10 protein-coding genes are annotated in these 12613 nt (G+C 41.1%); 5 read left to right on the forward strand and 5 right to left on the reverse strand.

Annotated elements, in window-relative coordinates; all coding sequences use genetic code 11:
* Window positions 1-69 precede the first annotated feature (69 nt).
* Window positions 70-2241, reverse strand: a complete 2172-nt coding sequence (locus L1077_RS20215) for a M3 family metallopeptidase (RefSeq protein WP_237138713.1) — start codon at window positions 2239-2241, stop codon at window positions 70-72.
* Window positions 2242-2687: 446 nt separating this feature from the next.
* Between L1077_RS20215 and L1077_RS20220 the strand changes: the two genes are divergently transcribed.
* Together L1077_RS20220 and L1077_RS20225 are read left to right on the forward strand one after the other, a co-directional pair.
* Entirely contained in the window at window positions 2688-4262 is a 1575-nt protein-coding gene (locus L1077_RS20220; protein WP_237138714.1) for an alkaline phosphatase, read from the forward strand.
* 155 nt (window positions 4263-4417) lie between these two features.
* On the forward strand, window positions 4418-4906 hold the full coding sequence (locus L1077_RS20225; protein ID WP_237138715.1) for a DUF1579 domain-containing protein: 489 nt from the start codon (window positions 4418-4420) through the stop codon (window positions 4904-4906).
* Between the two features lie 89 nt (window positions 4907-4995).
* Here the strand turns inward: L1077_RS20225 and L1077_RS20230 are convergent, their stop codons facing one another.
* Complete coding sequence (locus L1077_RS20230) at window positions 4996-6984, reverse strand: TonB-dependent receptor plug domain-containing protein (protein ID WP_237138716.1); 1989 nt, start codon at window positions 6982-6984, stop codon at window positions 4996-4998.
* Window positions 6985-7074: 90 nt separating this feature from the next.
* Complete coding sequence (locus L1077_RS20235) at window positions 7075-7449, reverse strand: hypothetical protein (RefSeq protein WP_237138717.1); 375 nt, start codon at window positions 7447-7449, stop codon at window positions 7075-7077.
* Between the two features lie 428 nt (window positions 7450-7877).
* On the opposite strand from L1077_RS20235, the gene L1077_RS20240 reads away from it, so the two are divergent.
* Window positions 7878-8093 carry a hypothetical protein gene (locus L1077_RS20240; protein ID WP_237138718.1) on the forward strand — a complete coding sequence of 72 codons (216 nt, stop codon included), beginning with the start codon at window positions 7878-7880 and terminating at the stop codon, window positions 8091-8093.
* A gap of 372 nt (window positions 8094-8465) precedes the next feature.
* Window positions 8466-9878 (forward strand): serine hydrolase domain-containing protein, encoded by a 1413-nt coding sequence (locus tag L1077_RS20245; RefSeq protein WP_237138719.1) that lies wholly within the window; start codon window positions 8466-8468, stop codon window positions 9876-9878.
* 491 nt (window positions 9879-10369) lie between these two features.
* Here L1077_RS20245 and L1077_RS20250 read toward each other — a convergent pair whose 3' ends face one another.
* Together L1077_RS20250 and L1077_RS20255 are read right to left on the reverse strand one after the other, a co-directional pair.
* Window positions 10370-10630 carry a hypothetical protein gene (locus L1077_RS20250; protein WP_237138720.1) on the reverse strand — a complete coding sequence of 87 codons (261 nt, stop codon included), beginning with the start codon at window positions 10628-10630 and terminating at the stop codon, window positions 10370-10372.
* A 322-nt stretch (window positions 10631-10952) separates the two neighbouring features.
* Window positions 10953-11210, reverse strand: coding sequence for a hypothetical protein (locus L1077_RS20255; protein ID WP_063362957.1), 258 nt, complete (start codon window positions 11208-11210; stop codon window positions 10953-10955).
* A 405-nt stretch (window positions 11211-11615) separates the two neighbouring features.
* Here L1077_RS20255 and L1077_RS20260 point away from each other — a divergent pair, with 405 nt between their 5' ends.
* The gene (locus L1077_RS20260) at window positions 11616-12587 is read left to right on the forward strand and encodes a hypothetical protein (protein WP_211036829.1); all 972 of its coding nucleotides are present in this window, start codon (window positions 11616-11618) and stop codon (window positions 12585-12587) included.
* The last annotated feature ends 26 nt before the right edge of the window (window positions 12588-12613 follow it).

Genomic DNA, 12613 nt, shown 5'->3' on the forward strand with positions numbered 1-12613 from the left:
GATTGGAGAAAGAGGATTATAAGTAAAAAAGCCGAAGTACATGACTTCGGCTTTTTTTAGCAGACTAGATTAATCTAAGCCTCTGTTACGAAGTAGTGCATCAGTTGTTGGCTTTCTGCCTCTGAAGCCTTCATAAGCTTCAAAGTAGTCTAATGTATCACCACGGCTATAGATAAACTGATATAAACGCTCAGCAGTTTCTTTATCGAAGATGTCTTTCTTTTCAAGGAAAGCGTCAAAACCATCAGCATCTAAGATTTCTGACCACATGTATGCGTAGTAAGCTGACGAGTAGCCACCTGCGAAAATATGACCGAAGTGTGTACTGCGGTGACGCATGATGATTTCTTCAGGTTTGCCATAGCCAGTTAAGATCTTGTTTTCAAATGCGCGAACATCTAAATCTTTCACATCAGTTAGCTGGTGGTAAGCCATATCTACTAGCGCAGACGCTGTAAATTCTACAGTTGCAAAACCTTGGTTGAACGTGCCAGCCTGTTTGATCTTGTCAAGTAGCTCTTTTGGCATTGGCTCATTTGTTTTGTAATGTAGCGCGAACTTTTTAAGCATTTCTGGCTGTGCAATGAAGTGCTCAAATAACTGTGCCGGGAACTCAACCCAGTCACGCGGTACGCTAGTACCTGCAAGTGTTGGGTAAGTTACGTTTGACAATAAACCGTGTAGCGCGTGGCCAAACTCATGGAATAAAGTTACTGCATCTGAGTAACTCATTAGCGTTGGCTCGCCTTCAGCTGGCTTATTTAGGTTCATGTTGTTTAGGATAAGTGGCTTCACGTCACCAGCTAGTTTCTGCTGTGAACGGAATGAACTCATCCAAGCACCAGAACGCTTCGTTGAACGTGCGTAGTAGTCACCATAAAACAAGCCGATTGCTTTACCAGCTTTATCTTGTACTTCCCAAACACGGACAACTGGGTTGTATACTGGAATATCAGTACGCTCAACAAATTTCAGACCGAATAAACGCTCAGCTGTATAGAACTGTGCTTCGATCATGTTGTTTAGTTCGAAGTATTCAGCGATTTGACCTTGGTCTAGGTCGAATTTAGCTTTACGCACTTTCTCTGCGTAGTAGCGCCAATCCCATGCTTCAAGCTCATGTGTCACGCCTTCAGCAGCCATTAGCTCTTTGATCCACTCGCGTTCTTGCTCTGCTTTCTCAACCGCTGGTTCCCACACTTTTAGTAGTAGGTCCATCGCCGTCTCAGGCTTGCTTGCCATTGAGTTCGTTAGTACATACTCAGAGTGATGTTTGTAACCTAGTAGTTGCGCACGCTTCGCACGAAGTTCAACGATTTCTGCAATGATGGCTTTGTTATCAAACTCATTGTCGTTGTCGCCGCGATTAGCCCAGCCTTTAAACGCTTTTTCACGTAGGTCACGTCTGTCAGAGAATTGTAAGAAAGGCTGAACGCTAGAACGGTTCAGTGTAATAACGTATTTACCAGGTAGGTCTCTTGCCGCTGCTGCCGCTGCTGCTGCATCACGCTGTGCTTGAGGTAAGCCTGCTAAGTCTGACTCTTCTAATACCAAAGTGAACGCACGAGAGTCATTCAGTGAATTTTGACCAAACTCAGTTGTTAGTGCAGAAAGGCGCTCATTAATTTTTGCAAACTCAGCACGTTCTTCACCAGTCAGTTTTGCACCTGAGCGAACAAAGCTATTGTAAACACGCTCAAGTAGACGTGTTTGCTCAGCATTTAATAGTGCTGATTTACGGTTGTCGTATACCGCTGCTACACGCTTGAATAGTGCTTCATTCATACGAATGTCACTACGATGACGTGTTAGCATAGGTGAAATTTCACGCTGTAACGATTGCATTTCATCGTTTGACTCAGTATTTGCAAGGTTACCAAATACAAGTGAAACACGGTTTAGTGTTGAACCTGCCAACTCCATTGCTGCAATGGTGTTGTCAAAATCAGCAGGGCGTTCATTTTCTGTGATCGCATCAATTTCTTTTTTGTGCTCAACAATTGCTTGTTTGAAAGCTGGTAAAAAGTGTGCTGTCTTGATGTCGCCAAGTGGTGGTGCACCAAATGGTGTGTTCCACTCTTGGAAAAATGGGTTTTGAGCAATGTTGCCAGCGGCTGCGTTTGCTGATGCTGATTTAGTTGCTTCTGCTTGCGTTGCTTGTTGCTGTTCTGGTGCGTCTGAACAACCGTTCAGAAACATGGCTGCTGAAATTGCTAGCGCCAAATGCGTTTTTCTTAACACTGTATATCCCCTAGATAAAGGTAGTGAAATTTAATATTTTTAGTTGTGCTTAGATGATACATAATAACAATACTGCATTGTTGGCATTTATCGCATAAAACTTACAGTTGAACCGAAAAACCACGTAAAAGGTACAAATTGTGCTTAATGGTGGCGGTTTTCCTGTTGTTCAACGGCGTTTGATGAACTGTGTTTTATGCGTAACTTCCTCTCATTTTTGGTGTTTAATATCGAAAATGGATGTTAAACGCACTAAATATGTTGATTTAGTTATTTTCCTAAATTTAGCGATGAAATATTTTTATCAACTTAGTCGGTGGTAATGTTATCTTATAACATAACGTATTTCAGCTGTTTTGTTATACGCTCTGTCGCATGTGTCTCAAAAAGGTAGCAGCGCATTGGTATATTTTTCAGCTGTTAACTAACTGAGTGACTGAATTAAGATGCAAAAATTATTTAAATTATCGCTAATTGCCACAGTGATGTTATCAACCTCATGTGCAATACAACCTAATAAAAAACAAGAAATAACAGAGCCAAGTGGTCCTAAAAATATTATTTTGATGGTGTCAGATGGCATTGGCTTTAACGGGTGGTTAGCAGCCGATTATTATCAAGGCCTTGCGGGTCAGCAAACTTATCAGGTGACACGCCCTGATGGGACAAAACCTCTGGTTTTTGGACTTGCACATAGTGCTTTAAATTTAGTGGATGAAGATGGCAATACATTAGCTAAAGGTGCAGATATATCAACAGCGGCAGGTGCTGTTGAGCAAGGCTATGACCCTCTAACTCGTTGGCAGCGTTTTGAAAATGCCATGTTAAATGACTTCACCGGATCAGGGAGTTATACCTCTTACACCGATAGTGCCGCTGCTGGTACGGCGTTAATGAGTGGCCGAAAAACGGCGGTTGGTCGGGTGAATATGGATTGGAGTAACAGCGAGCAATTCGATACGATTGCGCAAATTGCAATGAAAAAGGGGCTATCTGCGGGTACCGTGACATCTGTGATGGTTTCTCACGCGACGCCTGCGGCGGCGGTAGCACATAATGTGTCTCGCAATAATTACGCTGAGATTTTCAACGAAATGCATGACTCTGGCCTGTCAGTGATCATGGGCGCAGGACATCCAATTTATGACGCCAGCGGACAGTTAAAACCACAAGACAAGCAAACATACAAATACGTGGGCGGTGAGCAAACATATAACGTGTTACGTGCTAACGAGAAAGGAAGCGCCACTGCGTATATCGAGTCTAAATCTGAATTTGAAGCGTTGGCGCAAGGGCAGCCTCTTCCTGAGCGCGTCGTCGGGATTGTCCGTTCAGGTTCGACATTGCAAGCGAGTCGAGCTGGTTTAAATAGTGCAAATACGCCGTCAGGGATGGCATTTAACGAGGGCGTGCCAAGCCTTGCAACCATGAGCATGGGGGCATTAAATGTATTGAACCAAGACCAAGACGGTTTTTTTGCCATGATTGAAGGTGGTGCAGTGGATTGGATGGGGCACGCCAACAATATGCCGAGGTTCATCGAAGAGCAAGTCGACTTTAACCAAGCTGTGGATGCAGTAATTAAGTGGGTTGAAACCAATTCTAGTTGGGACGAAACCTTGCTGATTATCACCTCAGATCATGAATGCGGTGGGATCTGGGGAGAGGGCACTTGGACAAATGGCCAAGGTGGTGCAGTTGCAATGGATAGAAGTAAAGCGTCTTTAGAAACGGCACGTTTTAACCCAGCAGAAGATCAATTTAATGCTTTTTTAGCGGTTCAAAACAGAGGTAAAGGCAACATCGCTGGCTATCAGTGGGCGTCGCGCAACCATACTAATGAGTTAGTCCCTCTTTGGGTGCTGGGTAAAGGTGCTGACAGATTTAAGGAATTTTCACGCACAGATCCAAAAGCTGGGCAGCTTTGGGGTGAGCATTATAATTGGAATGGCAACTACGTTGACAACACCAGCGTATTTCAGGTGATGGAAGCCGCATTACTGCGATCTACTGCCCGATAAAACGTCTACCAAGTATGCATGCGGCTCTGTGTGCTTACTTCCCTGATCTTTTTTAAATCAATCACTTTCTTAAATGTTCCATATCTAGTACTGTTTAAATATACAGTTTTTGTGGTATCGTGTCTCGAAACTAAAAACAATCAACAGGAAGACCCATGCTTCAAACACGTGAGCACAATGAACCAAAGGATTTCGATTTTATTATTGGCGACTGGCAAGTAAAACACCGTCGTTTAAAAGATATTTTAAATGGCTCGCAAGAATGGATTGAATTTGATGGCGAATCATCCACAGTGAAAACACTGGGTGGGTTTGGTAATGTCGAAGATAATCATTTACACATGCCAAGTGAGTCAATAAGAGCAAAAGCAGTTCGCTCCTACAACAGTGAGACCAATGAGTGGTCTATTTGGTGGCTTGATGGGCGAAAACCCGGTGCAATGGATACCCCAGTTGTAGGACAGTTCACGGATGGCGTAGGGCGTTTTTATGCTGATGAAACCTATAATGGTGTGGCTGTTAAGGTCAGATTTGTATGGGACTCAACGAACCCGGATATGCCAACTTGGCAGCAAGCATTTTCTAAAGATGATGGCGAAACATGGGAAGTGAACTGGAAGATGGAATTTACCCGCGTACAGTGATTCACAATCTACTACGTTCTTAACCCTCTAAGCAGATGAAAAGGGGAAATAGAGCTAAGTCTATTTCCCTAATTAGCGACCAGATCGCCTTAACCAAACGTGACTCTGACTCCTGCATTGACGGTAAATCCGTCATTGCGAGACCAAATATCAGTTGTCCAGCGTCCACTTTTTGCCTGTTGCGGTAGCAAGAGTGAGTAGTCTTTGGTTTGACGGATATTCAGTAAGTTTTCAGCATTTAAAAACCAACTGACGTTGCCCAGTGTGATTTGGCCCAGCAGTCCAAGGTGCCAATATGGGTCGCTGTTGTCCAGATAGGGATTGTTTTCTAACTTTTGCGTGCCAGTATAATAGGCTTCAAACCCAACTAAATGACTACCATGTTCTTCCCACATGATCACCGCACCAGCGGAGTGTCTTGGTGTCAAAGCAAGAGGTTCGCGACCGAAACCTGCCGATGTCGCTTTACTGGCATCTGTATATAAGTAGCTGGCGGTCAATTTAATGTCATGCCAACGATAACGCAGTAGCAATTCAGTGCCGCGAATTTCACTTTGCCCAAGCGCGTTCACAATACGTACTGTTTTATCTGAGCGCGTATCTGCACCATCTAGCATTTCAAGCTCTGTGACGTTATCCACATCAGAAGCAAACAAGGTCATACTGGCTTCGATGCCATTGAACGTATAACCAATATCAATGGATGCGGTCGTTGCGCGCTCCGCTTCTAAATCTGTCATCGGCGCAAGTCGTGAAAGGCCCGTATCATCAATGTCTTCGATAAAGGGCGTGGGTGCATAGAATCCTTTGCCGTATGAGCCACGTACCGTCCAATCACTTGGGTTGTAGAGTACGGAGATGCGTGGGCTGAATTGCGTGCCATATTCACTGTGCCAATCTGCTCGGGCACTAAGTGACATCGCGACATCTTGGGTGATGTCGTAGTCTAATTGTGAAAATAGGCCCGGAACTTCAAATTGGTAGTTAAACTCAGGGTAACTTTCTGATGAAAACTCATCGCTTTGATGCGCAATACCCACAAGCCAAGCTGCATCGTCCGTATAGCCAGATAAACTCGTTTCAAGCAGGTAGCTTTCATGCGTGTCGTTTTCTAGTACTTGGCCATATTGATGGTCGTGATCTTGATGCATGACAGAACCTCGGACATTGAGGTTGAGCACGTCGTCTAGTGGTTGCTCAAAGATAAAGCCGCTGTCGAGTCTAGTGGTATCTTGTGCCTGAACATAGGGTTGTCCGTCAGGCATGAGTGCGCCTTCAAGAGTTCCCGCTGTACGTTGCTCAGTCATGGCACCAAAGGTGGCATATAAGTTTGCTCCACTGTCACTAGACCAATAAAGTCGAGGCCGCATAGTCGCTCGGTTGTAAGCAGCCATATCTACCCAGCCGTCATTATCAAGGTCTTTTGCTGCTTGATGGTGCGCCCCTGCAGTGATAGATGTACTGAGTGCTTCTGTTACTGGCGAAGCGACATAAGCTGTGATGTCTTGACCATCTTTAGAAGTCGCATTAAATAAAACTTCCCCTTCAAATTGGTCTGAGGGGGTGCGCGATATTAAGTTGATCACGCCACCCAGTGCCGAGCCACCATAGAGCGACGATGCCGACCCTTTGATGATTTCGACGTTGGCCAGATCAGTTGGTGGGATCTGAAGTAACCCGATTGACGCACTTTGGCCGCCGTATAAAGGTAAGCCGTCGCTTAATAGCTGGGTATAACGGCCGTATAACCCTTGTAATCTAATATTGGCACTGCCGAGCGCCGGTGATGTATTTTGTACTCTGACTCCCCCTGTTTCGGCGACGAGCATTGAAATGTTGCCCGGCCTCATCAGGGCTTTTTCTTGCACCTCTTCTGCATTGATAACTTCAGTGCGTGTGGCGGATTCTGTAACGATACGGCCAAGTCTAGATGCAGTAACTTGGATTTTTTCAACCTGATTATTGTTATGGTCGTGGTGATGATCGCCATGGCTGTCTTCATGATGATGCTCACCTGCATATGATACAAATGGCAGGAGCATCGCAGAGATGGCGATAGTAGAATAGGTGTTAAGCATTTTTACCTCTAAACATGCAAAAGCGATACGCACAATGCGTATAAATAAAATGAATTTTAAAAAATGTGCGAATTACAGGCGCACTGATCCTTAAGAGGTAAAAATAGGGGGACGAAAGAGTAAATCTTTCATATCAATCGGGTGCTGATGGGCAATAGTATGTGCCAAATGATGGTATTTAGATAATGATACGGATTGATTGTCTGGTTTCACATAGGCGAAAGTCATGCAGGCATTTGCTGGACAAATACATTCATCTTCACAGCAGTCAACCTCACAACAATCATCTTCACTTTGTGCGTTTTGTTTGGCAGTGCCTAAAGAGTTTGAAGCAGGGGTATGCACATCAGAAACAAGTACTGAATCTTGTTCATAAGACATCACGAAATTATAAGCGAGCGACTGGCCAACAAAGGCGACTAACACAGCAGCAATAACAAAGATGTGTGATAAGTGCTTAAGCATATGATTCTCAGTGACGAAAGTGAGCGTACTTTAGAATATTTTATCTAGTTTGTGAATAGGTATGCGGTTAATGGATGTTTATTCTTTTGATAAGTCTGGTGTGTAAATGCAACAGCTTTAGTTCAATTGCGACTACGAGGCTGATTGCATGAAATAACGAGCCTTATACCGTACTGAAATTATTTGATGGGATGTGTTTTACAAAATCATATTGAGAGAGTTGTGGATATTCAATGTCTTTTAAAAATTCCCGCTTATCAATCTGGAGAGTATCTAATGTATAGAAATAAGATATTTCATTGGTTGTATTTTTCAATTAAATAACAGTGATTTTCTATCAACTTATTGTATGGGTATTGTTATTGTCTACTTATTTTTTGTATAAAAAATAAACTATAAAAAGACAGGAAATAAACAAGGAGAAAACGATGAAGTTCAAGTTTAAAAAAGTGGCCTTAAAAAAATTAACAAAAGATAACAGTATTGATAATCAAGCGACGGTCAATGTTGCTGGTGGTAGTAGCTATCAGAGCTATGCTTGCCTTACACTAGGAAATAATTGTGGGACGTTACAGGATTGTGCAACGTTACGAGACTGTAGAACACTATCAATTTCAGGGCAAGATTACTTCTGCGAGTGTTAAAAAATATAAATAAATGTGCCTACATGTTTGTTTAAGCACTGTAGGCGCGACTCTATAAATATCTCATCGTCTTTTCCTCTTTTAGATAATTACCAACCGCTTAATTTTATCAAGCTTTTAAATGAATAGTTGTATCTATTTAATTCTAAAAATAAATATATTTTGATGAGCTGTTTTTTGTGCACATCAGTTTTTACGTGTCTAATTTAATGATTTAAAAAAAGGGTTATATTTTTTTCTTAAATTCTAATGTTAACTTTTCTATGTAAAAGCATGTTTTTTATTTATTCATTGATGTAGATTGAGCACTTGATGCCTTAATGTTTTTCATTAAGACAAGGAATACCCATAAATAATAATAAAGGATTGATTTTGAAAAATTTCATACTTCTAGTCTCTCTAGTTTTTTCTGGTTGCTTATTAGCTAAGCAGGAACTGTCTAATTCGTTTTTACAGTTATTTAATAAAGGTGATAGACATGATGTACAGGAATATTTGTTAAAACACATGTCACAAAACCGTATTCAAACTTATGGTATCGAAGCGCATGTTGGTGCTTTTTTAAATATACAAAATACGCATGGAAAGCTGACTTTACTTAAAGTGTTATCCGAAGAGAATAACAACGAACGCCTGTTAGTGAAATCAGAAAATCATCAGCTTACTTATACGTTGATGATTAATCGAGAAGCACAAAACCCTCACGGGATGAACTATTTCTATTTACGTGATACGCCAGCCAAAGAGAAAGCTACAGCGGGACTATCGAACCAAAAAGTTGCGAGTGAGCTTGCCATCTTGATGGATCGCTTGGGTAACAATGATGCTTTCTCTGGCGTGGTATTGGTTGCAAAAGGAGAAAAGGTTATTTTTAACCAAGCAGTTGGTTTTGCTAACAGAGAGTGGCGAGTAAAAAACACATTAGATACTCGGTTTGCACTGGGTTCAATAAATAAGATGTTTACGGCATTGGCTGCTTTAAAGTTAGTTGAGCAAGGTAAATTAAAGTTGGATGATAAACTTGTTGATTATGTTGACCGCAGTTGGTTGCCTGAAGGAGAGGTTGATCAAATCACTGTGCGTCACTTGATGACGCATACCTCAGGGCTGGGTAACTTTTTCAACGATGAATTTAATGACAGTAACAAAGAGTTATACCGAGATTTAGAAAGCTATAAACCACTCATTGCGGGGGCGCCACTGCACTTTTCTCCAGGTTCACGTAACCGCTATAGTAACTCAGGGATGTTGATGCTTGGCCTTGTGATTGAAAAAGCCAGCGGGTTGTCATACTACGACTTTGTTCAAAAATACATTTACGATCAGGCCAATATGACTGACTCTGGCAGCTTTGAGTTAGACTCAACTACACCGAAATTAGCAACGGGTTATTTAAAGCGCATGCACAGTGATAATTGGGTGAAAAGTACTTATACTCGCGCTGTAAAAGGTAGTCCTGCTGGTGGTGGATTTTCGACAAGTAAAGATTTACATCGCTTTGCACTTGCACTGACAAATTATAAATTACTCAGTAAAGAGCTAACCGAGGAAGCTTACAGTGAAAAGTCTGCCTACAACTCGGCAAAATGGTATGGCTATGGGTTTTCGGTTGGTGGTCAGCCTGGTAATCGTATTGTTGGTCATGGTGGCGCTTATTTAGGGGTTGATGCACGTCTTGATATTCATTTGGATACGGGATATGTGGTGGTAATTTTAGCAAATCAATCAGATGTTGTGTCGCCAGTTCGCAGGCAGATTAACGAGCTACTTGAAAGGGTGGAATAATTTAATTAAAAGTGTCACTAGGGTACTTATAAATTAAACCACTTTGAATTCTCAAGGTGGTTTTGCCATTGTTTTTGACTAAAAATGAGAGTCTTTATGGGTATCTTGCCATTTCCTTAGTTTCCATATTTCTTAAGAAAAGTGCTTCTAATTTAGCTGTAAAAAGTAAAAGTTAGCTGTGAACCTGTCGAATAATTTACCTATTATTATTACTCGTTAAATATCTTGCTCATAAGCTACTGCTGGAGGGGGGGAGAGGCCGTAAAATGAATGATGTATGTCAGCTATAGCTTTATTTAGGTGACTTTATGACGCTGCGTTTACAGCCGATTATTGGCCATAAAGGTTGATATTATCTGTTGTATATGGCTTAAGTATATCAATGTGAACACGTTCAAGTGTGAGAGCTTTGTATTTTTCACTGGTTACAGGTTTATTATTCACTTCAACAAACCGAAATACCGCTGTACTTTCGGTTTTAATTTCTAGTTTTATACTCTTCCCTTTCCTTCGCAAATAAATACGTTAAAAATAGTTGCTATTGGGTAATAACAAGCTGAATAGATGATCTGAACCCCCGGGTATTTCGCTTCAAAGTCATTCCTAAACTTAACCATAGCTTCACTCAAAGGGACATAAGTATAGTGTGCTCTATAGAAAACCTCTCTCTCTGATGCTGTGGAAGTTAACGATGCAAATAATGTTGTCGCCATAATGGCTGTAATTAATACTGATTTAATTTTAGATAACATATCTAAGCTCCTCTTATTAATTTAAAGTTGTAAGTCGCTACGTCTGTTTCATTAGTTAGACAGGTCTAACAGACCGTAAAATAGATGATATATGTACAATGGTAGTGGTGTGGCGTTTCTACTTAGGTAACGTTATGATGCTGTACTCACAGTCGATTATTGCCCGTAACGATTAATCTTATTTTGTGTATTTGGCTGCAGTACATCAATAAGGTTACGCACCCAAGTGTGAAATTCTATATCCTAAAAGGTTTCAGCTTTATTCTTAAATGCAACAAACCGAAATACCGCTTTATTTTCGGTTCTAGATTCTGTTTTTCTACTATCTTATTCCCTTTCCATTACACATAAAAACAGGCATGCCACCACCTGGGTAATAGCAATATGCATAGGTGATCTGAATACCTGGGTATTTTGCTTTAAATTCAGCTCTGAATTTAGCAGTGGCTTCATCTTGAGTCACATATGTGTAGTGCTTTGAGTAATATATATACCTCGCAGATGCTGTGGATGTTAACGATGCAAATAGTGTTGTTGCCGCAATGGCTGTGATTAAGGCCGATTTTATTTTAGATGACATATCTAAGCTCCTTTTGCTGTTTGAAAATTAAACAGTATTGTGTCTGTTTTATTTATTCAAATGAAATTTATGCATGTAGCATATTTTTATTTCTATATTATGAATTGTGGTATTTTGCATCATCTATTGTCTCAAGCTTTATTTTTATGGGGTTGTTGGTTTTATTTTATTCCTATTTCTGGTTTTTTAATCTAATTATAACAATAATAACATTCCTTATTATTCTAAATAATGTATTAGTGAAGTTTAAAATACGTATTTTTGTGAGGGGTTCTAATAATTTTCCCGCTTTTATTTATCTGAAAAAGGTAAAAATGAAAGCTAATTGTAAAAAAAGTGTGTTATCTTTATCTTGTTGCGCAACATATATACATTTAAAAACTTAAAAGATATATGAGGATAACCATGAAATTTAAATACGCTGCATTGCTAGGCGTTGTCTCTGCGATTACATTGTCACCTGCTGCAAATGCCTACCTTTATAAAGATCCGGGCTATGTAGAACGCAATGTGAGAACTATTCAAAAGAATAATGTGATTGGTCAGTCGCACCAATATCGTGATCAGCAGGGCTGGATGTATGTCGATCAGGTTAGTAATGGCGCGACGCAAGGGGCGTATCAGGCGGGAAATTGGATAAAACTACATAACCGTAATTTTAAAATGTCCATCGGAGAATTAGAGTTTTCCTTTGATCCAAGCAAGCTAGATTGTACACAAGGCATGAGCTTTAACTTTACTGTTGGCGATGACACGGTAGCAAGTTTTAAACCAAATTGTGATGACTTACTTAATGCCTCTATCACTTATCCAATCGAATACTATTTCGATTTAATTCCTGAGCCTATCAAACCTAAGGTTGAGCTACCTCTCGATCCTTTAGGGTTGCTAAAAGTAGGTGTTAAATTTGGCGCAGGTGTTGAAGCCGGTGCGGAGTTTACTGTTGGCGGTGTAATTGGCGGTCATGGAAACGAAGAGCCATATGAAGTTGATGGTGTGAGACGTCCAGATTATGTATATGCATCTGTTGAACCTTATGTTGGCGGTCTGGTATCTAGCTCTGCCTACGGCTCGTTTGGTCACGGTATTTCTGAGGCGGGCGTAAAAGGTAAATTAAATTTACTTAAAGTCAAAGGTAAGGGGTATGTAGAAGCAGGGATCCGCCGTGTGGTTCAAGATACACAAGTTGTTGAGCAAGGCTTCTTAGAGCTCAAAATTAGCACCAAGCTGACAGGTGGTGATGGCAAAATACAAGCTTACTGTAAAAAGCTATGGGGCCTGTTGCAATTCAATGTGGATGTTATGAAATGGGATCCACTATATACGCGTGAAACAGTGCTATACGAATATGCAAGCCCTGTTTGGGAAAATCTATAAACTGTAAAACGTGGTGGCCTAGCCAC

This window comes from Pseudoalteromonas luteoviolacea (assembly GCF_021654285.1).
In the GTDB taxonomy this organism is placed as follows: domain Bacteria; phylum Pseudomonadota; class Gammaproteobacteria; order Enterobacterales; family Alteromonadaceae; genus Pseudoalteromonas; species Pseudoalteromonas luteoviolacea_J.

Bases quoted from the DNA above. Each gene is read 5' to 3' on its own strand.
- L1077_RS20235 (WP_237138717.1), bottom strand. From the start codon at position 7,449: ATGCTTAAGCACTTATCACACATCTTTGTTATTGCTGCTGTGTTAGTC.
- L1077_RS20250 (WP_237138720.1), bottom strand. From the start codon at position 10,630: ATGTTATCTAAAATTAAATCAGTATTAATTACAGCCATTATGGCGACA.
- L1077_RS20255 (WP_063362957.1), bottom strand. From the start codon at position 11,210: ATGTCATCTAAAATAAAATCGGCCTTAATCACAGCCATTGCGGCAACA.
- L1077_RS20230 (WP_237138716.1), bottom strand. From the start codon at position 6,984: ATGCTTAACACCTATTCTACTATCGCCATCTCTGCGATGCTCCTGCCA.
- L1077_RS20220 (WP_237138714.1), top strand. From the start codon at position 2,688: ATGCAAAAATTATTTAAATTATCGCTAATTGCCACAGTGATGTTATCA.
- L1077_RS20240 (WP_237138718.1), top strand. From the start codon at position 7,878: ATGAAGTTCAAGTTTAAAAAAGTGGCCTTAAAAAAATTAACAAAAGAT.
- L1077_RS20225 (WP_237138715.1), top strand. From the start codon at position 4,418: ATGCTTCAAACACGTGAGCACAATGAACCAAAGGATTTCGATTTTATT.
- L1077_RS20260 (WP_211036829.1), top strand. From the start codon at position 11,616: ATGAAATTTAAATACGCTGCATTGCTAGGCGTTGTCTCTGCGATTACA.